At 39.0% G+C, this 20,265-nt stretch carries 15 protein-coding genes; 12 read left to right on the top strand and 3 right to left on the bottom strand.

The features are described 5' to 3' along the window. The first annotated feature begins 12 nt into the window (after positions 1-12). The 8 genes from rpoC (at position 13) to dnaE (ending at position 11,736) form a co-directional block, all read left to right on the top strand. Entirely contained in the window at positions 13-4,197 is a 4,185-nt protein-coding gene (rpoC, locus tag SP60_RS06050) for a DNA-directed RNA polymerase subunit beta' (protein WP_053951766.1), read from the top strand. 83 nt (positions 4,198-4,280) lie between these two features. Then, positions 4,281-5,735, top strand: a complete 1,455-nt coding sequence (gene trpE, locus SP60_RS06055; protein WP_053951767.1) for an anthranilate synthase component I — start codon at positions 4,281-4,283, stop codon at positions 5,733-5,735. A gap of 122 nt (positions 5,736-5,857) precedes the next feature. Then, positions 5,858-6,205 (top strand): sulfur oxidation c-type cytochrome SoxX, encoded by a 348-nt coding sequence (gene soxX / locus SP60_RS06060; RefSeq protein ID WP_053951768.1) that lies wholly within the window; start codon positions 5,858-5,860, stop codon positions 6,203-6,205. Positions 6,206-6,215: 10 nt separating this feature from the next. Then, the gene (gene soxY / locus SP60_RS06065; protein WP_053951769.1) at positions 6,216-6,662 is read left to right on the top strand and encodes a thiosulfate oxidation carrier protein SoxY; all 447 of its coding nucleotides are present in this window, start codon (positions 6,216-6,218) and stop codon (positions 6,660-6,662) included. A gap of 37 nt (positions 6,663-6,699) precedes the next feature. After that, a complete protein-coding gene (gene soxZ / locus SP60_RS06070; protein WP_053951770.1) occupies positions 6,700-7,002 on the top strand; it encodes a thiosulfate oxidation carrier complex protein SoxZ in 303 nt (100 codons plus the stop codon). A gap of 25 nt (positions 7,003-7,027) precedes the next feature. Then, positions 7,028-7,843 carry a sulfur oxidation c-type cytochrome SoxA gene (gene soxA, locus SP60_RS06075; RefSeq protein WP_053951771.1) on the top strand — a complete coding sequence of 272 codons (816 nt, stop codon included), beginning with the start codon at positions 7,028-7,030 and terminating at the stop codon, positions 7,841-7,843. A gap of 9 nt (positions 7,844-7,852) precedes the next feature. Continuing rightward, positions 7,853-8,173, top strand: a complete 321-nt coding sequence (locus SP60_RS06080) for a hypothetical protein (RefSeq protein WP_053951772.1) — start codon at positions 7,853-7,855, stop codon at positions 8,171-8,173. 125 nt (positions 8,174-8,298) lie between these two features. Beyond that, on the top strand, positions 8,299-11,736 hold the full coding sequence (gene dnaE / locus SP60_RS06085; RefSeq protein WP_053951773.1) for a DNA polymerase III subunit alpha: 3,438 nt from the start codon (positions 8,299-8,301) through the stop codon (positions 11,734-11,736). Positions 11,737-11,760: 24 nt separating this feature from the next. Here the strand turns inward: dnaE and SP60_RS06090 are convergent, their stop codons facing one another. The 3 genes from SP60_RS06090 to ribD all read right to left on the bottom strand — a co-directional run bounded on the left by SP60_RS06090 (position 11,761) and on the right by ribD (position 16,591). Continuing rightward, positions 11,761-14,040 (bottom strand): DNA internalization-related competence protein ComEC/Rec2, encoded by a 2,280-nt coding sequence (locus SP60_RS06090; protein WP_053951774.1) that lies wholly within the window; start codon positions 14,038-14,040, stop codon positions 11,761-11,763. A 344-nt stretch (positions 14,041-14,384) separates the two neighbouring features. Continuing rightward, positions 14,385-15,578 (bottom strand): bifunctional phosphopantothenoylcysteine decarboxylase/phosphopantothenate--cysteine ligase CoaBC, encoded by a 1,194-nt coding sequence (gene coaBC, locus SP60_RS06095; RefSeq protein ID WP_053951775.1) that lies wholly within the window; start codon positions 15,576-15,578, stop codon positions 14,385-14,387. Beyond that, positions 15,575-16,591, bottom strand: a complete 1,017-nt coding sequence (gene ribD, locus SP60_RS06100; RefSeq protein WP_053951776.1) for a bifunctional diaminohydroxyphosphoribosylaminopyrimidine deaminase/5-amino-6-(5-phosphoribosylamino)uracil reductase RibD — start codon at positions 16,589-16,591, stop codon at positions 15,575-15,577. The genes coaBC and ribD overlap by 4 nt, the downstream gene beginning before the upstream one ends. 90 nt (positions 16,592-16,681) lie before the next feature. Here ribD and recA point away from each other — a divergent pair, with 90 nt between their 5' ends. Genes recA through SP60_RS06120 form a run of 4 tightly spaced genes read left to right on the top strand, consistent with a single transcriptional unit; the run spans position 16,682 to position 20,260 of the window. Next, positions 16,682-17,689, top strand: a complete 1,008-nt coding sequence (gene recA / locus SP60_RS06105; protein ID WP_053951777.1) for a recombinase RecA — start codon at positions 16,682-16,684, stop codon at positions 17,687-17,689. Continuing rightward, positions 17,673-18,104 carry a regulatory protein RecX gene (locus tag SP60_RS06110; protein WP_404815209.1) on the top strand — a complete coding sequence of 144 codons (432 nt, stop codon included), beginning with the start codon at positions 17,673-17,675 and terminating at the stop codon, positions 18,102-18,104. The genes recA and SP60_RS06110 overlap by 17 nt, the downstream gene beginning before the upstream one ends. Continuing rightward, positions 18,070-18,474 (top strand): hypothetical protein, encoded by a 405-nt coding sequence (locus tag SP60_RS06115; protein ID WP_144418597.1) that lies wholly within the window; start codon positions 18,070-18,072, stop codon positions 18,472-18,474. The genes SP60_RS06110 and SP60_RS06115 overlap by 35 nt, the downstream gene beginning before the upstream one ends. Then, positions 18,458-20,260 (top strand): ABCB family ABC transporter ATP-binding protein/permease, encoded by a 1,803-nt coding sequence (locus SP60_RS06120; protein WP_053951780.1) that lies wholly within the window; start codon positions 18,458-18,460, stop codon positions 20,258-20,260. The genes SP60_RS06115 and SP60_RS06120 overlap by 17 nt, the downstream gene beginning before the upstream one ends. Positions 20,261-20,265: the final 5 nt, after the last annotated feature.

Here is a 20,265-nt window from a genome sequence, read left to right on the forward strand (position 1 = left end):
TAGGAGAGTGAAGTGAAAGATTTATTAACGATTTTAAAGCAAGAAAATAAAGAGCAAGACTTTGATGCAATTAGAGTTGGCCTGGCTTCTCCTGAGAAGATTCGTTCATGGTCATATGGTGAGGTTAAAAAACCAGAAACCATTAACTACCGAACTTTTAAGCCAGAAAGAGAAGGGTTGTTCTGTGCAAAAGTATTTGGCCCAATGAAAGACTTTGAGTGTTTGTGTGGTAAATACAAGCGCATGAAGTTTCGCAACGTTGTTTGTGAAAAATGTGGCGTAGAGGTAACATTCTCTAAGGTTCGTCGTGAACGTATGGGTCACATCGAATTAGCAGCGCCAGTTGCTCACATTTGGTACCTTAAATCACTACCTTCACGTTTAGGTTTGTTAATGGATATGACGCTTAAGGATATTGAGCGTGTTTTGTATTTTGAAGCATTTTTAGTGACAGATCCAGGTGCAACACCTTTGGTACACAAGCAGTTATTAACTGAAGAAATGTACTTTGATGCATTGGATGAGTACGGTGAAGATGAGTTTGAAGCAAAAATGGGTGCGGAAGCAATCCAAGATGTTTTGGCTGAAATGCAGCTTGAAAAAGAAGCGGCAAATTTACGTGAAGACAGTCTAAATACCAAATCTCAAACTAAACTTAAGAAATATAATAAGCGTCTTAAATTAATTGACTCTTTAATTCAATCTGGCAATAAGCCAGAATGGATGATTTTAAAAGTCTTGCCAATTCTTCCGCCAGATTTGCGTCCATTGGTACCTTTAGATGGTGGTCGCTTTGCAACCTCTGATTTGAACGATCTTTATCGTCGTGTTATTAACCGTAACAATCGTCTAGCACGTCTGTTAGAGCTTGATGCGCCAGAAATTATTGTTCGTAATGAGAAGCGTATGCTGCAAGAGGCGGTTGACTCGTTGATTGATAATGGTCGTCGTGGTCGAGCAGTGATGGGTAATAATCGTCGCCCATTGAAATCTATCTCAGATATGATCAAAGGTAAGCAAGGCCGCTTCCGTCAAAACTTACTTGGTAAGCGAGTTGACTATTCAGGTCGTTCGGTTATTGTTTGTGGTCCTTATCTTAAGTTACATCAGTGTGGATTACCGAAAAAAATGGCTTTGGAATTATTCAAGCCATTTATCTATAATCGTCTAATAGCCAAAGGCTTAGCATCTACAATTAAAGCGGCTAAAAAAATGGTTGAATCTGAAACGCCTGAAGTTTGGGATGTTTTAGAAAAAGTGGTACATCAGCATCCTGTGTTACTAAACCGTGCGCCAACATTGCATAGATTAGGTATTCAAGCATTTGAGCCGTTATTAATTGAAGGTAAAGCGATCCAATTGCATCCTTTGGTGTGTGGCGCATTTAATGCTGACTTTGACGGTGACCAAATGGCTGTACACGTGCCATTATCAGAAGAGGCTCAATTAGAGGCAAGAACTTTAATGTTGGCTTCTAATAATGTCTTACACTTGGCAAGTGGTGAGCCGATTATTGTTCCTTCTCAGGACGTTATTTTGGGCTTGTACTACATGACTCGAGATAAAATTAATCAAAAGGGTGAAGGCATGATATTTGCCTCACCTGCAGAAGCGCTTAATGCGTATGAAGCGGGCTATATAACGCTGCATGCTAATATTAAACTAAGAATTCAAGATTACATTAAGAATGATGCAGGCAAGTTTGAGCCAAGCTCAACACGCATTGTAGACACAACAGTAGGCCGTGCGATTTTTTCAAGAATCCTACCTAATGGATTGTCTTTTGATTTAATTAATGAAGCTATCTCTAAAAAAGTGGTATCTAATCTAATTCATGTTTGTTACCGTACTCAAGAGTTAAAAGAGACGGTTATGTTTGCTGATCAGATGATGTATTTAGGTTTTCAGTATTCAACTAAGTCAGGTATCTCGTTCTGTTCAAATGATATGACTATCCCTGATTCAAAAGCAGGCATGATTGATGCTGCTGAGGCTCAGGTTAAAGATATTCAAGAGCAGTATTCCAAAGGTGTTGTTACTGATGGTGAGCGTTATAATAAGGTGATTGATATTTGGTCACGCACTTCAGAGACCGTTGCAAAAGCCATGATGGATGAAATTGGTTTTGAAGAGTTTGAGACTAAAGATGGTAAAACTGAAAAACTCGCTTCATTTAACTCCGTTTATATGATGGCTGATTCTGGTGCTCGTGGTTCTCCAGCGCAAATGCGTCAGTTAGCAGGTATGCGTGGTTTGATGGCGAAGCCAGATGGCTCAATTATTGAAACACCAATTACTTCAAACTTCCGTGAAGGTTTGAACAACATGCAATACTTTATTTCAACGCATGGTGCTCGTAAAGGTCTAGCAGATACAGCACTTAAAACTGCTAACTCGGGTTACTTGACACGTCGTTTAGTTGATGTTGGCCAAGACTTGGTTATTACCGAAGAAGATTGTGGCACGGATAATGGTTTGATGATGAAAGCGGTTATTGATGGCGGTAACATTGTACAAACTTTAGGCGCGTCAGTGTTAGGGCGCGTTGTTGCAGAAGATGTATTGATTCCTGATACTTACGATGTGTTTATGCCTAAAGGTCATTTGGTTTCGTTAGGAGATTCTGACAAAATTAATGATTTAGGTATTGAGTCAATCAAAGTTCGTTCGGCAATTACTTGTGATACACGCTATGGTGTTTGTGCCAGTTGTTATGGTAATGATATGGCGCGTGGACATAAAATTGGTGTTGGTGAGGCAGTTGGTGTGATTGCAGCACAGTCAATTGGTGAGCCGGGTACGCAGCTTACAATGCGTACGTTCCATATTGGTGGTGCAGCGTCAGCATCTACAGCAGTTAGTAGTATTAATGTTAACGTAGATGGTACAGCACACTTTGAAAATATTAAGTCAATTACCAATGATAATGGTGATTTAGTGGTGATCTCTAGATCTGCCGAAGTAACGATTAGAAATACAAAAGGTCAAGATGTTGAGCGTTATAAGATTCCTTATGGTGCGGTTGTACACGTGCAAGAAGGTGGCACAGTTAAAGCAAAAGAAAAAATTGCTGATTGGGACCCACATACGCATCCAATTATTACTGAGCAATCTGGTCGCGTTATTTTTGTTGATTTTGAAGAGGGTATTACGGTTAACAGAAATACAGATCCATTAACTGGACTAACCTTCTTTGAGATGATTGACGAAGCGGAAAGGTCTGCAGCAGCCAAAGGCCTCAAGCCAATGATTAAGATGGTTGAGCAGAGTGATTCTGAAGTTGTATTGTCAACTCATTACTTGCCATCAATGGTGAAGATTAACCTAGAAGATAATCAGGTAATTTCAGCAGGTGAAGTTCTAGCTAAAATTCCAAAAGATCAGTCTAAGACTAGTGATATTACGGGTGGTTTGCCACGTGTTGCTGATTTATTCGAAGCACGTAAAGCAAAAGATCATTCTATTCTTGCAGAAGAGTCTGGTGTGATTAGCTTTGGCAGTCCTACTAAGAGTAAAGATCGATTGATTATTACTTCAGCAGAAGGTGAGCCGACTGAGATGATGATTCACAAATGGCGTCAAATTAACGTTTTCGACGGTGAAACAGTTGAAAAAGGCGATGTAGTTTCTGATGGACCATCAAATCCTCATGATATTTTACGATTGTTGGGTGTTGAAGCGCTAGCGAACTATGTTGTTAAAGAAGTGCAAGATGTTTACCGTCTACAAGGTGTAAATATTTCAGATAAACATATTGAAGTGATTGTGAAGCAGATGCTTCGTAAGGTGGAAGTATTAGATTCTGGCGACTCTAGATTTGTCAATGGTGAGACTGCTGAATACGCTCGAGTTATTGAAACCAATAAACAATTAGCGGCCCAAGGAAAGTCTCTGGTTACTTACCAAAGATTACTCATGGGTATTACTAAGGCGTCATTGGCTACAGAGTCGTTTATCTCAGCTGCCTCTTTCCAGGAAACAACGCGCGTGTTAACAGAAGCTTCGACCACAGGTAGAGTGGATTCTCTACAAGGCTTGAAAGAGAATGTTATTGTTGGTCGTTTAATACCAGCAGGAACAGGCTTTAAGTATCATCAAGAGAAGCGTGCTAAGCGTCCCGCTAGCATGACTCAGAGTGCTGATGCTGAAATGGCATTAGCAGCAGAGTTAAGCGAAGCAGAAGAGTCACAAGAGTAATACTCTAGCTACCGGCTAACTTTAAAACCGCATCTAATTATGGATGCGGTTTTTTTATGCCCAAAATCCGTTAAAATGCGTGCATGGATAAAACAAGTTTTAATGCATACATTGACCAGGGGTATAACCATATTCCAGTATTTAGAGAAGTTGTGCTTGATACCGATACAGCTTTAGGTTTGTATTTGAAATTAGCCAACAACACTTACAGCTATTTATTTGAATCGGTTCAAGGCGGGGAAAAATGGGGCCGATATTCAATTATTGGGCTTCATGCGCAAACTGTGATCAAAGTATTTGGCTATGAAATTCAAATCGAGAAGGAATCAAGTGTTGTTGAACGCTTTAAGGTAGAAGACCCTTTGGCATGGATTGAGCAATATCAACAGAAATTTAAAGTGCCTGAAATTGGCGAATTACCTGAGTTTAATGGCGGTTTAGTTGGGTACTTTGGCTATGAAATTGTTCGCTATATTGAGCCAAAACTCAAAGATATCAATCTTAAAGATGAGCTAAATATTGCCGATATTTTGTTAATGGTGTCAAATGATTTAGTTGTATTTGATAACTTAGCAAATAAGGCATTTTTATTGACACATGTCAATCCTGAAACCCAAAGTTATGATCAGGCAATGGCTTATCTTGATAGTATCGAAGCAGATATTGATCGACCGCTTGTTAAACAAGATTATCAGTCAGACAACCTAACAACACAAGATTTTAGCTCCAGTTTTGGTGAACAAAATTATAAAGATGTTGTTGAGCGTATTCAGCGCTATATCGTTGCTGGGGATGTTATGCAGGTTGTACCTTCTCAAAGACTAAGTGCACCTTATAAAGCACCGTCAGTTGAACTTTATCGTCAGTTAAGAAGGCTAAATCCCTCGCCTTATATGTATTATTTAAACTTAGGCGATGTTGATGTGATCGGATCTTCGCCTGAAATTCTTACCCGGGTTGATTGTGATAGGCGTGCGACGGTGCGTCCAATTGCAGGTACCAGAACAAGAGGTGAAGACCAAGCTCAAGATTTAGCCCTTGAGAAAGATTTATTGGCAGACGAAAAAGAAATTGCTGAACACTTAATGCTGATCGACCTTGGGCGTAACGATCTTGGTCGAATTGCTAAAACAGGCAGTGTTAAATTAACGGATAAAATGTTTGTTGAACGATACTCCCATGTCATGCACATTGTTTCTAATGTGGAATGTGAACTCAAAGACGATATGAGTGCTATGGATGTGTTGAAAGCAACTTTTCCTGCAGGAACACTCAGTGGCGCCCCCAAAGTAAGAGCAATGGAAATTATTAATGAGGTTGAGCCATTGAAACGTAATATTTATTCGGGGGCAATTGGTTATTTATCTTGGCATGGCGGTATGGATATGGCTATTGCTATTCGAACTGCTATTGTTAAAGATGAGATGCTCTATGTGCAAGCAGGCGCAGGCATTGTGCATGATTCTGTTCCGCAGTTAGAATGGGATGAGACCATGCATAAAGCTCGCGCTTTAATCGCCGCTGCAGTACAAGTATAAAAAACAATATAAAAGTTTTATAATAGAGTTGCATTTAATTCAAAAATGTATAACATGGTTATCTCAGTAAGGGTTTTAACCCCCCTTTTATGGGGATTTTTTTATATAAAGAGGAGAGAAACATGAAGAAAACTATTTCTTCAATTTCGGCAGTAGCCGCTTTAGCAGCATTATTCGTAATGCCGTTACAAGCTGGTGCTAAAGAAATGACAGACGAAGAGGTTACTTTTGGTCGTAAAGCGGGCAATTGTTTAGCATGCCATATGATTCCAGGCGGAAACCTGCCAGGTAACATTGGTCCACCGCTACTTGCGATGAAGGCAAGATTTCCAAATAAAGCTGATTTAAGAGCTCAAATTTGGGATGCAACAGCAAAAAACCCAAACACAATTATGCCTCCTTTTGGAAAGCATGGTGTTTTGTCTGATAAGCAAATCGATCAAGTGACTAACTATATTTACACAAAATAAGGAGAAAACAATGAAAAGAAGATTATTTTTAAAAAGTGCAATGGCAGGTTCTGCAGTTGCAACAGCAGTAGGCGCAGGCTTACTAACACCTTCAATGGTATTTGCAAACACTGCAGATTTTAAAGCGAAATCAGATGCAGCAACTGCATCTATAGCAGCAGCAGGCAAAGGTTCATTTAAATTTAAAGCGCCTAAAATCGCTGAGAACGGTGCAGTAGTTCCAGTAACTGTAGATGCATCTAAGATGGAAGGTGTGACAAACATCTCTATCTCTGTTACTAAAAACGGTACACCATTGGCAGCTTCATTTAACTTATCTGGTGCAGCAGCAGGTTATGTTTCTACTCGTATTAAAATGGGTACAACATCTCCAGTAGTAGCATTAGTTACTGCAGGTGGAGTAACTACTCAAGTTTCTCAGGAAGTTAAAGTAACAATTGGCGGCTGTGGCGGTTAATTCGGTAACCGAATCAAACAAATAAGGAGAATATAAGATGGGATCAATTAAATTAAAACCAAAAGCTAGAAAAGGTGTAATCGGTATTAAGGCGCTTATTAAGCACCCTATGGAAACTGGTGCACGTAAAAAGAAAGGTAAATTAGTACCTGCAAATCATATTGTACATATGGTAGTTTCTCATAATGGTACAGTTGTGGTAGATGCGGATATTGGTAGTACTATTTCTAAAAATCCGTATTTTAAGTTTAATGTTGCTGGCGCTAAAGGCGACACAATCGAACTTAAGTACACAGACAACAAGGGTAAGACTGGTTCTGAGACTGCAAAGTCTAAGTAATCTCTTATTCAAAGAGGAGAGAGAAATGAAAAAACTAATAACAGTAGTAGCTGGTATCGGTTTTTTAGTTGGAGCAGCATCTGCGGATGTCGCTTCTGACCAAAAAGATTTGATCGGTTATTTTAAAGCACTTAAACCTAATGTTGAGTTTGCAGACTACACCAATGGTGTTTATGCATATGATGCAGGTTCAAGAGATCAATTTGAAGAAATTTTAGATGGTATTCCTCCATATGAGGAAGCTGTTGAAAAAGGCGGAAAGGAGTTTGTTAAGTTCGGTCTTAATAAGTGTGCTGCACTTAAAGATCCTGCTGCAGCTCGTGTGAAGCATCCTTACTTTGACGAAGCAACTCAAAAAGTTGTAACTCTTGAAGGTGTTCTTAAGGCGTGTTACCTAGAGCAAACGGGTAAGAAGCTAGGCTCTAATAAAGGAAAAATCGCGCGCATTAGTGCATGGATTTCTGATCAAGCGGCTGGAGAAAAAGTCAATGTAAAGGTTGAAGGTGCTGCTGCAAATGCTGCTTACAACCAAGGTAAAGCTTACTTCTATGGAAAGCGTGGTGAGTTCAATATGTCATGTGCAGATTGTCATGTATACAATGCTGGTAAAAAAGCTCGTGCTGACATCTTATCACCTGCTCTAGGTCATACAACACACGTACCGATGTATCGTGCGAAGTGGGCTGGTTTAGGTACGCTACAACGTCGTTATGGTGGTTGTTTGAAGAATATGCGTGCTAAGCCAATTAGTTCTCAATCTGAGTTAATGAATAACTTAGAGTATTTCCATCAAGCAATGAGTAACGGTCTAGAAATCACTGACGCTCGTTACAGAAAATAGGAGAATAATATGAAAAAGATACTAATAACAGCTCTATCAGTATTCGCCTTAACGGCTCAAGCTAATTTTTTAGGCGCTTCACATGACTGGAACAACGGCTCTTCTGACCCGTTTAAGTCTGCTATTTCTGCTGCTGAAACTGGCTATAAAGCCAACTTAGCAGTTAATATGGCATGGCGTGATACGGGCAAGATGATTAAGGATGCTAAAAAACTAAATGCTGCAGGTAAAACTGCTGCTGCAGTTAAGTTAGCAAATGCAGCTCATCATCAGACAGTACAAGCTACTGCTCAAGTTGATGCGGCTTTAACTGCTGGTCCTCGTTTCTAATACAAGCTTGGATTTTTAAAAAAATACCCCTTTATTGGGGTATTTTTTTGTCTTAAATAAAGCTAACTATTCATGAAATTGATGGATAATTAATTTCTACATTTGATTTAATAAAACCCCTTTTTATGTCTAATTCTGGTTTTTGCCATCTACACTGTCAAAGTGAGTTTTCAGTCGTTAACTCCTTAATACGTATACCAAAATTAATCGATTCAGCGGTTGAACTAGGCATGGATAGTGTGGCGTTAACGGATGAATCTAATTTATATGCTGCGGTTAAATTTTACCAAAAAGCAATTTCCGCCAATATTAAACCTATTTTTGGCGCACGTATTAATGTCGTAGATGAAGAAGGTGAGTTTTATTCAATTTTATTATTGTGTCAAAATCATCAAGGTTTTTTAAACTTATCAGAGCTTATTTCCCTATCTTATATGCAAGAGCAATCGCTCGAAGGTGTATCAATTAGTGAGGCGCAACTTGAAGCGCATCATGAAGGATTGCTTCTAATTGCCACTCCTGTTTATAGTGACGTTGCCAAGCATTTATTGAATAATCAAATTTTGGAGGCGCAGCAAAAAGCCTCTCATTGGCGTAAGGTTTTTAATAATCGATACTATCTTGCGGTACAAAGAACTTCTAGAGAGTTTGACGAGCGCCACCTGCATTTGTGTATTAATTTAGCATTGGAATTAGATATTGCTGTTGTTGCAACTAACGATGTCCAATTTCTTGTTAAGGATGATTTTGATGCCCATGAGGCGCGTATTTGTATTTCACAAGGCGGACTGTTAGATGATGCACGTCGTACACGCCATTTTTCTGATCAACAATACTTGAAGTCAGTTGCACAAATGCAAAGTCTATTCTCCGATTTGCCTGAGGTGCTGAAAAATACCGTAGAAGTTTCACAACGCTGTAATGTTCATTTTGAGCTTCACCAGAAGAATTATTTGCCAGATTTTCCTATTCCTGAAGGGTTGAGTATTGCTGAATTTTTCACTCTTGAGTCTGAGCGTGGACTAGCTTCTCGCCTGCAAGGGTTGGAGGTGGATAAGGCTGAGTATGAAGCAAGGCTTAAGTTTGAGTTAGACGTTATTATTCAGATGGACTTTCCTGGCTATTTTCTAATTGTGGCTGATTTCATTCAGTGGTCTAAAGATAACGATATTCCTGTTGGCCCTGGACGAGGTTCTGGTGCTGGATCTTTAGTTGCCTATGTACTAGGTATTACCAATGTCGATCCTATTAAACACGAGCTATTATTTGAGCGATTTTTAAATCCTGAGCGTGTTTCTATGCCCGATTTTGATATTGATTTTTGCACGGATAGGCGTGACGAAGTTATTGATTATGTGGCTAAAAAATATGGTCGTGAGAAAGTATCTCAAATTATTACCTACGGTACGATGGCGGCTAAAGGTGTGGTGCGCGATGTTGGGCGTGTACTCGGCCATCCTTATGGCTTTAGTGACAAAATATCTAAGCTAATCCCTAATGACTTGAAGATGACCCTTGATAAGGCATTAATGCCAGAATCGGAAGGAGGGTCTGATGATCTTTTGGCGCGCTACGGCTCTGAGGAAGCGGTCACGGATTTGATTAATCTATCTAAAAAACTAGAGGGTGTGGTGCGTAATGTGGGTACGCATGCGGGTGGCGTGGTGATTGCCCCAAGTAAGATTAGTGATTTTTGCCCTGTTTATAAAGGCTCAGGCGAGAATGATGGTGTGGTGTCTCAGTTTGATAAAGATGATGTTGAAGCGGTCGGTTTGGTTAAGTTTGACTTTTTAGGTTTGTCAAATTTAACCGTTATTCAAAAAGCCATCAAAATGATTGAAGCAAAGGGATTGAGTGATAGCAAAATCGACCTTGATAGCTTGCCGTTGGACGATGAAAAAGTCTATGAATTATTGCAACGTTGCGATACGACGGGTATTTTTCAGTTAGAGTCTGATGGCATGCGTAGTTATTTGAAAAAACTACAGGCTGACAACTTTGAAGATATTGTTGCTATGTTGGCCTTGTATCGTCCAGGTCCATTAGATGCGGGCATGGTAGATGACTATATTAATGTTAAGCATGGTGCTCAGGTTAAGTATCCACATCCTATGTTAGAAGAGATTCTAGCACCAACCAATGGTGTATTTTTATATCAAGAGCAGGTGATGAAATCTGCCCAAGTCATGGCTGGTTATTCGCTAGGTGGTGCGGACTTATTACGTCGTGCTATGGGCAAAAAGAAAGTAGAAGAGATGGATCGTCAGCGTAGTGTTTTTGTGGAAGGTGCTGCTGAAAAAAATATTGATGAGAAAAAAGCAAATGAAATTTTTGATCTGATTGATAAATTCTCAGGATATGGGTTTAATAAATCACACTCGGTTGCGTATGCTTACGTTTCTTATCATACAGCTTGGCTGAAATCTCACTATCCTGCACCTTTTATGGCGGCAGTATTATCAGGCATGATGGATGACACGGATCGAGTGTCGTTTACAGTAGGTGAAATTATTCACATGGGGCTGAGAGTTAATGGCCCGAATGTTTGTGAGTCTGATTATCAATTTAGTATTGCAGACGACAAAACAGTCGTTTATGGTTTGGGTGCCATTAAAGGTGTGGGTGAAGCTTTGGTTGAAAGACTGATGGCAGAGCGTCAGGCTAATGGTGTTTTTAAAGATTTGTTTGATTTCTGTTTTAGAATCGAAAAGCGCTATTTGAATAAACGCGCACTAGAGGCATTAATTTATAGTGGCGCATTAGATGTATTTGACGTTTCAAGAGCAAGTTTGATTAAGACTTACCCAGTAGCTGTCAAACAGGCAGAACAACGTCAAAATGATCATTCTAGTGGCCAGAGTGGTTTGTTTTCTGTTGTGGAAGAGCATGTTGAGTATGAAGTACATTATTTAAACGCACCAGACTTTGCTTTTCGACAACGCTTGCAATTAGAAAAAATGGTTATGGGTTATTATTTTTATGATCACCCAACTGACGAGTACAAAACTGATACCAGGCATATTAATGCTGTACTACCTTCTGAAATACGCTTTAGGAATAATAAAGATGTGCGTGTGCTGGCGTTGATTTCTGAGTTGCGCTATCGACCCACTCGAAAAGGGGGTCAGATTGCCATTGTGGAAGTTGAAGATGGTAGCGTGTCATTGAATGCTGTGGTTTTTTCAAAGTCTCTAGGTGAGGTAAGCGACAAGCTTATTGTAGATGATGTGGTTATTATTTCAGGCAAGATTCAGCGCGATGATTATCGAGACGGCTGGCAGATTATTGTAGATAAAATCGAAAATATTAACGAAGTAAAGATGAATTATGCCAAAGGTTTTGAAGTTAGGCTTGATCATCAGCATCAAGCTATTTTTCACAAAATTCACCAGCTTCTAGGTGAACATAAAGGCAGTTGTCCAGTTAAAATTTCTTATAATACTGAGCGCTTAAAAGGTAGCATACCATTGAGCAAAGAGCTTAGTGTTAACCCGGAGCAATCATTAGTCGATGCGCTTAATGCACTAACCTTAACCCAGGCTAGTAAGATTCATTATCATTAATCAAATCAGATTATTAAAAAAAAACTATTCAGGGCAGCTACGCTGATAATAGCGCTGCTGAGACTCTCTATAGCGGGTCAAGGTAATTTTGTCAGCCATAAGAATATCAATTTGCCCTGTGCAGCTGGTATTTAACATTTGGATTTTATGGTCTTGATAGCGAGTTACAACGGTTTTAGCAGGATGGTTAAATCGATTTTTGTAGCCACTAGAAACAATAACCCACTGAGGCTTTACCACGGCTAAAAATTGATCACTAGATGAGGTTTTGCTACCGTGATGAGGGCTGATGAGTATGTTTGACTGTAGTTGTTTGCCCCAAGTCCTTAACAAGTGTTGTTCTGCTTTTTTTTCAATATCACCCGTTAAAATAATCGCATGATTCTGGGTGGATATTTTAAGTACGCAAGAGGCGTTATTACCGGTAAATTTATGCCCTATATTGAGCATTTGAAAATGAACCCCATCCCATTCCCAGTCGGGTTGTAATTGACACAATTTTGCTGTTTTTGATATTTTTTCAGGAACAGAGCTGAGTATTTCTCGGCTATTGATATTTTCCAAGATACTATCAAGTCCGCCAATATGGTCATTATCACCATGCGATATAACAATTAAATCAAGCGTATCAATCTGTTGTGATCGTAAATAAGGGGTGATGACCGCGTCACCCATATTAAATCCAGAAGGGTATTTTGCACCTGCATCAAATAGCAATGTATGATTTTTTGTGCGCACAAGTTGTGACAATCCTTGGCCTACATCTAGGACTGTAATTTGCACCTGCCCGTATTTGATTTTGTCAGCAGGGTGAAGCCAGATAATAACCACTAAAAATAAAGCTATTTTTCTAAGCTTTAGGGCGCCGGGCAATAGAGCGAATAATACAGCCAGGATTAGCGTGGCCAAATCAAGGCTTGTGTTTTGAGTGTAGTGCCAAAGATTAAATTTTAACTCTGTCAAAAACTGAAGCAATAAGGATAAGTATGCCAATGATTGGTTGGCGATTGTAAAACTAAGATGACTTAAAAACTGTACATCGAGATATAAGAATAAAGCGCCTAATAAGGAAAAAGGCGTACTAATAAAACTAAAAACCGGAATTGCCACTAAATTAGCAATTGGAGAAAGTAGCGAGCCAGAATGAAAAAACCAAGCTATCAAAGGTAGGGTGGCTAGACTGATTAGCAGCTGAATGTAAAGTAGGCGTAAAAACCAATGCTTATCTTGATGCTGACCTACACCGTAAATAATAACACCAACAACATAAAAAGAAAGCCAAAACCCGGCACTAAAAATACTCAATGGATTAAAGAAAAGCACCAAAATAAGCGCTATTCCATAGAGTTGCCAGACATTATGATGACGTCTTAAAATTAATGATAAAAACACTACGCCAGCCATGATAAAAGCACGCTGTGTTGGAATAGAAAATCCTGCGATAAGTGCATATATTAAAGCACTTGATAGTCCAAAGTAAGCACCTAAAACGTTGGCTGGTAGTTTAGAGGCACAGCTTGCACAACGCCGCCATATGAAACTAACCAGCATAAATATAAAGCCAGAAATAAGACCAATATGCAAACCAGAAATGACACTTAAATGAGTTGTATTAGTGGATTTAAACAAATCCCAGTGCTCTTGGTTAATTAAAGATCGATCTCCAATAACAAGCGCATTAATAACGCCTAAAAAAGGAAGGTCAGCTAGCTGGGTAGCTAGTTTTTGGCGAATATTTTGTCTGATGGAGTCGATTGAAAATCCAGAGCTTTTGCTGATAAGCTGATTGCTATTGCTGTGTCTTACATAGCCTGTTGCATCAAACTGCTGATAAAAAAGCCATTGTTCGTAGTCAAAACCACCTTTATTTTGATAGCTGTTGTTATGTTTAATTTTTATTAACAGCTGCCAGGTGTCGTCATTGTTAAGAACATTTGGTGTTTTTCCATACCAAGAGAGTTTAAGTTTTGCTTGAAAAGGCTCTGACACTTGAAAGCTAAAACGTGATTTTTGCTCAGATTGGTCGGGAAGGTTGTGGATTTTTCCAACGACATTAATGGGCTTATTAAAGAATTCTTCAGCAATATTTGAATGCAGTGCATGGCTGGAAAATACACCCATCCAGACAAATCCAGTGATAAAAAGTATTAAATTTTTAGAAAAGCTTTTATAGCGTTTAAAAGTAGCGAAAACAGCCCCAATTAAGGTTAAAAATAGCGTAATTTCTAGCGTTGATAATGTTAGGGTATTTTTAAGTGAAAATACCAAGATTCCAAGTAGAAAATTAAGGGCTAAAATTAGCATTATTATGGGTTAAATTCCAATATTTTTTAAGTTTGGTAAAATATAAGTTTATGATTATCTAATATATCGTGAAACCCTTGATTTAATGCGTGAAACACGTTTAGTTTTCCTCCGATGTATTTTTAAAACTATTAATGAGTATTTTCTAATATTACAGTTTTATATATTATTATACAACTAATTGATTTTTAATGAAAAAAATTAAGTGATTAGTTTTTATTCAAAACCATAAAAAAAGGCAATCTATCAACGTTTTTAGTGATTTTTCAAGAGATATTAACAGAGTTATCCACAGTTTTGTGAGTAACTTTGTTGGGTGTTGATTTAACGGTATTTTTCAGCGTTTATAAGAACTCTTTAATGAAGATTTCAAGGATATTTTTAGCAATCTTGGTTTTGCTATTTTTAGCGATATTTTCTTGTTGTTTTTGACTGATAAAAATCACCTGATTTTCATCAGAATTAAAGCCAATTTCCGTTTTAGAAACATCGTTCAGAATAATGGCTTCACAACCCTTGTTTTTAAGCTTTAATTGAGCATTTTTGAGTGTATTTTGAGTCTCAGCAGCAAAGCCGATGCATAGAGGTTTTTTCTCAAGTTTACAAACATCTGCAAGAATATCTTTATTGGGTATTAGCTCCAAAATCAGATTTTCCCCATTTTTTTTGATTTTTTGATCGGACGGGTCTTTTGCTGAATAATCACAAACGGCCGCACAAGCAATGAATAAATCACATTGATGAACTTGGCTCAAGACGCATTCATACATTTGTTGGGCACTAAGTGTTTGTATATTGGTGGCTTTGTCATTTAATGGAATGCTAATATTGCCATAAACACAAGTTACTTGAGCACCCATTTCAATACAGGTATCAACCAAAGCCATACCCATCTTTCCGCTTGAATGGTTGGAAATAAAGCGCACTGGGTCGATAGCCTCAAGTGTTGCGCCCAGTGTAATTATAATGCGCTTACCACTTAGTTGAGTTGTTTGAAACTGAGTGGCAACCTGTTCGGCAATATCGCTAGATTCTGGCAATCTTCCAGGGCCAATGTCACCACAAGCCTGAGTGCCTGAATCAGGCGTAATGATATTAACGTTGCGAGATTTTAATAGCGCTAGATTAGCTTGAAGGGCGCTAGAATTGTACATTTGTTGGTTCATAGCAGGTGCAATAATAAGCGCTGCATTGCTAGCTAAAATGACATTATTGAGTAAGTCGGAGGCTTTTCCAGAGGCTATACTAGAAATGACATTGGCACTTGCTGGAGCAATAAGAATACAGTCAGCCCATTTGGCAAGTTCAATGTGCCCCATAGATAATTCAGCCTCTTTATCCCATAAATTATGATGAACTTTATTTCTGGAAATTGATTGAAGTGAGAGTTCAGTGATAAATTTTGAGCCACCGGCAGTAAGAATAACTCGAACATCAGCACCTAGATCTTGCAAACGTCTAACAATATCAGGGGCTTTGTATGCAGATATTGATCCGCTAACACCTAGTAAAATACGTTTATTAGTTAAACTTTTCATGGTTTTATTGAGGCCGTTATGCGCATATCTTCATCTATCATACGCACATCATGAATAGCTAGGTTGATTTTATCAGTCATCTGGTTAATAGGTAGTTGTGCCATTGAGTTGGCATGACTACCCATGAGTGTCGGAGCACTATAGATGATAAACTCGTCTATTAAATTGCTTTCAATCATAGCGCCAATTAAGCCAGGGCCAGCTTCCAGTAGGACGGTATTAATGCCTTGGTCGCCAAGTTGTAAAAGCACATCTTCAAGTTTTATTTTTCCGTTTGTAGCTAATTTTGTGTTGTCTGTATTGAATATTTGAGTAGGTGCATCGTTGGAAAAGATATTAAGTGTTTTGTCGGTAATAAGGTGTCCAGAGTCGATTACTACTCGAATAGGGGTATGACTCAAACCTTGAAGACGAACGGTCATAGCAGGGTTGTCGGCCAGGATTGTTCCAGAGCCTGTTAGGATAGCTTGATTTTTAGACCTAAGCTTTTGCACATCAATTCGAGCACTTTCACCCGTAATCCATTTACTCTCCCCAGATTGCATGGAGGTTTTTCCATCTAGACTCATGGCAATTTTACAAGTAACAAAAGGGAGTCCTGTTTTCATGCGTTTAATAAAGCCGCGATTAAGTTGTTGTGCTTGTTGTTCTAGTAGGCCAGCCAAAACCTCAATACCTGCATTCTTAAGCATGGCAACACCCTTGCCACTCACCAAGGGATTAGGGTCGAGCATGGCAATAATCACTTTTTTAGCGCCAGACTCAATAATAGCTTGAGCACATGGCGGGGTTTTTCCTTGGTGAGAGCAAGGCTCTAAAGTGACATACAAGGTTGCGCCATCAGCTTGATGATTAATTTGATTCAGAGCATTGATTTCAGCATGAGCTTCACCAAATACTTGATGATAGCCTTGAGCAATAATACGACCGGCTTTTTCAATGACACAGCCCACCATCGGATTGGCGCCAACACCGTGCATTCCTTGGCATGCAAGTTTGAGTGCCAAGTCCATATTTTGAGTGTCATTTATTGAAAAAGTTGTCACAATATTTCGGATATAATTGCTAAATTAATTAAATATATTTTACCTAGGAGAAAGAACATGGATGAACAGAAAAAACAAGCGCTTAAGGTGGCTTTATCGCAGATTGACAAGCAGTTTGGTAAGGGTTCAGTTATGTTTTTGGGTGACGAAGGTGCGCAAGCAGACATTGAAGCAGTTTCAACAGGTAGCTTAAGTCTGGATGTGGCACTTGGTATTGGCGGCTTACCTAGAGGTCGAGTGATTGAAATTTATGGCCCAGAATCTTCAGGAAAAACAACTTTAACTTTACACGTTATTGCCGAAATGCAAAAGCTTGGTGGTACGGCGGCATTTATTGATGCTGAACACGCGCTAGATCCACAATATGCCAAGCGCTTAGGGGTTAACACAGATGATTTATTAATTTCTCAACCAGATACAGGTGAGCAAGCACTGGAAATTACCGATATGCTAGTCAGATCCGGTAGTGTTGATATTGTTGTGGTTGACTCTGTAGCAGCGCTAACACCAAAAGCAGAAATTGAAGGTGAAATGGGTGCGTCACATATGGGCTTGCAAGCTCGATTAATGTCTCAAGCACTTAGAAAGCTTACTTCAAATATTAAAAAAACCAACACCATGGTTATTTTTATTAATCAATTACGTATGAAAATTGGCGTCATGTTTGGCAATCCTGAGACAACAACAGGTGGTAATGCGCTTAAATTTTATGCGTCTGTTCGTCTTGATATTCGCCGTATCGGCGCCATTAAAAAAGGTGATGAAATTTTGGGTAATGAAACACGTGTCAAGGTATTGAAAAATAAAGTAGCACCCCCTTTTAAGCAAGCAGAATTTCAAATTTTATACAATGAAGGCATTTCGCTTGAAAGCGAGATTATTGATTTGGGTGTTAAACTCGGCTTTGTGGAAAAAGCAGGCGCTTGGTACAGTGTTGAAGGTGAGAGAATTGGTCAAGGTAAAGACAATTCACGTGATTATTTAAAAGAGCATCCAGAATTGCGCCAAAGTATTGAAGATAAAATTCGTGAAAAGCTGATGAATAATAGTGACGAGCAAGCCTAGAGAAAAATGCTATGCTAGCGCGATGCGTATGCTTGTTAGGCGCGAGCATTCAACACTTGAGCTAACAAACAAGCTAACAGCAAAAGAATTCGATCAAGACGATATTGATTCGGTTATTAGCTCTTTAATTCAGAAAAATTATCAAAGCAATGAGCGCTTTGCTGCTGAGTTTATTCAGATGCGTTTTAATCAGGGCAAGGGGCCAATTAAAATCAGTCTGGATTTAAAGCAGCGGGGTATTGATCAATTTGATTTATCCGAGTTTGATTTTTATGCGCTCGCATACAAGATTCGTCAGCAAAAATTTGGTCAAGTGGTGCCAAGTGATTTTAAAGAAAAAGCCAAACAACAACGCTTTTTACAGTCAAGAGGATTTAGTTTTGAGCACATCAGCCAATCATTTAAAACCGCATAAACTGCTTTTGATGCGCTCACCCTTGTATATTAAGTACCCAAATACTGAAGTGCGAGTTATTGAGAACTTGTTCGAACATCCACAAGGCGTATTGTATTTTGAATTATTTTGGGAAAAGGATCCTCAATACAGTATTCATTTAATCAAGGGTAATATTACGGGTGATGGCCCTTGGAAAGTAGGCGAATGCTCTTTTCATATTTTAGGTTGTAATCACACGCATCCACAAATGTGTGAAATGCATTCTTTTTGGCAGCAACAGCGCTTGCAAGATCCGGCTCAATTTCGATCTGCAGAAGTGGTTGAGATTGCTTTAAAAAAAGGCGCTATTGTGCCTAAAGACCACCCAATGAATGATGCGCGTTACTAAACAAACTCAAGCGTACGATTTCAAGACCCAAGATGTCAAGGTTTTGAAAAAACTGTTGCCCTATTTGCTAGCGATGCGTACGCGTGTTATTCTGGCTACGTTATTTTTGATATCGGCCAAGTTGGCAAATGTAGCAGTTCCTATTGTTCTAAAAGATATTGTTGACTCATTGGATCAGACTAATATGGTGCTGATATTACCTGTCAGCTTGCTGTTTGCTTATGGACTACTGAGACTGTCTAGTTCTTTATTTAATGAGTTAAGAGATGCAGTTTTTGCCAAGGTTCGCTACCACGCTATGCATTTAATTGCTCTGGGTGTTTTTAAGCATTTGCACACACTTGATTTATCATTTCATTTGGATAGGCGTATCGGCGGTATCACTCGAGATATTGACAGGGGTACTCAAAGTGTCTCCACCTTGCTCTCTATTTTTGTCTTTAACATTCTGCCTTCATTTTTTGAAATTTGTTTAGTTATTGGTGTACTTTGGATTAATTATGATGTGTTTTTTGCTGGCATTTCCCTAGCAACTGTGGTGTTTTATATTGGCCTGACACTAGCGATTACTACTTGGCGTATGAAGTATCGTTATCAAATGAATGACATGCAATCTGAGGCCAATACCAATGCGGTAGACAGCTTAATTAATTATGAAACGGTTAAATATTTTAATCGAGAAGAATTTGAAGTGAATCGTTATCAAGATACCATGACCCGCTGGGAAGATGTGGCAACTAAAAGTTTCACCTCCATGACAGCGCTTAATTTTGTTCAAGGGGCGGTTATTGCTGTTGGTGTTACCATTGTTCTAGTTATGGCGGCTCAAGGCGTGGTGGATCAAAGTTTAAGTTTGGGTGATATGATTATGATCCAAGCTTTACTGCTGCAATTATTTATGCCACTAGGATCTTTAGGGATTGTTTACAGGCAAATTAAACATAATTTTATTGATATGAATAATATGTTTAATTTACTGGACAAACAGCCTTTAGTTGCTAGTGCTAAAGGGGCGCCAGAGCTTAAGGTTGGGCAGGGAAGGGTTGAATTCAAGGCGGTTACGTTTTCTTATCCAGGTAAAAAATCAGTATTGAGCGAGATAAATTTTAATATTGAGCCTGGGCAAAAAGTGGCTATTGTAGGATCTTCAGGCTCAGGTAAATCAACACTTGCCAAATTGCTATTTAGATTTTATGACGTCACCTCTGGTGAGATATTGATTGATGGTCAAAATATTAAAAACCTAAATCAGCATTCTGTTCAGTCTGCTATGGGCGTTGTGCCACAAGATACAGTGATGTTTAATGAAAGTATTTATTATAATATTGCTTACGGTAAGCAAGGCGCGAGTGAAGCTCAGGTCAAAGCGGCAGCGAAATTGGCTTTTATCGATGAATTTATTGAGCAATTGCCCGATCAGTACAATACCTTGGTGGGTGAGCGCGGACTGAAGTTGTCTGGCGGTGAAAAACAGCGCCTGGCCATTGCTCGAGTACTGCTAAAAAATCCACCTATTTTGATTTTTGATGAAGCTACTTCGGCACTAGATTCTTATTCAGAAAAGATGGTGCAAAAGGCATTAAATTCTTTAAGTCAGCAGCATACCACTTTGGTAATTGCACATCGACTTTCTACAATTGTTGATGCAGATAAAATTCTCGTGCTTGGACGCCACGGCATCCAAGAAAGTGGTTCCCATCAGCAATTGTTAAATGCTCAAGGGGAGTATGCCAAACTTTGGGCATTGCAAAGTGAGGCTCAACATTCCCATAAACCTAATACATAACCCAT

Source organism: Candidatus Thioglobus autotrophicus (assembly GCF_001293165.1).
Taxonomy (GTDB): domain Bacteria; phylum Pseudomonadota; class Gammaproteobacteria; order PS1; family Pseudothioglobaceae; genus Thioglobus_A; species Thioglobus_A autotrophicus.

Excerpts from the sequence above, each read along its gene's own strand:
- SP60_RS06080 (WP_053951772.1), top strand. The coding sequence starts at position 7,853 with ATGAAAAAGATACTAATAACAGCTCTATCAGTATTCGCCTTAACGGCT.
- SP60_RS06090 (WP_053951774.1), bottom strand. The coding sequence starts at position 14,040 with ATGCTAATTTTAGCCCTTAATTTTCTACTTGGAATCTTGGTATTTTCA.
- ribD (WP_053951776.1), bottom strand. The coding sequence starts at position 16,591 with ATGGACTTGGCACTCAAACTTGCATGCCAAGGAATGCACGGTGTTGGC.
- coaBC (WP_053951775.1), bottom strand. The coding sequence starts at position 15,578 with ATGAAAAGTTTAACTAATAAACGTATTTTACTAGGTGTTAGCGGATCA.
- SP60_RS06120 (WP_053951780.1), top strand. The coding sequence starts at position 18,458 with ATGATGCGCGTTACTAAACAAACTCAAGCGTACGATTTCAAGACCCAA.
- soxX (WP_053951768.1), top strand. The coding sequence starts at position 5,858 with ATGAAGAAAACTATTTCTTCAATTTCGGCAGTAGCCGCTTTAGCAGCA.
- soxZ (WP_053951770.1), top strand. The coding sequence starts at position 6,700 with ATGGGATCAATTAAATTAAAACCAAAAGCTAGAAAAGGTGTAATCGGT.
- recA (WP_053951777.1), top strand. The coding sequence starts at position 16,682 with ATGGATGAACAGAAAAAACAAGCGCTTAAGGTGGCTTTATCGCAGATT.
- soxA (WP_053951771.1), top strand. The coding sequence starts at position 7,028 with ATGAAAAAACTAATAACAGTAGTAGCTGGTATCGGTTTTTTAGTTGGA.
- trpE (WP_053951767.1), top strand. The coding sequence starts at position 4,281 with ATGGATAAAACAAGTTTTAATGCATACATTGACCAGGGGTATAACCAT.
- soxY (WP_053951769.1), top strand. The coding sequence starts at position 6,216 with ATGAAAAGAAGATTATTTTTAAAAAGTGCAATGGCAGGTTCTGCAGTT.
- dnaE (WP_053951773.1), top strand. The coding sequence starts at position 8,299 with ATGTCTAATTCTGGTTTTTGCCATCTACACTGTCAAAGTGAGTTTTCA.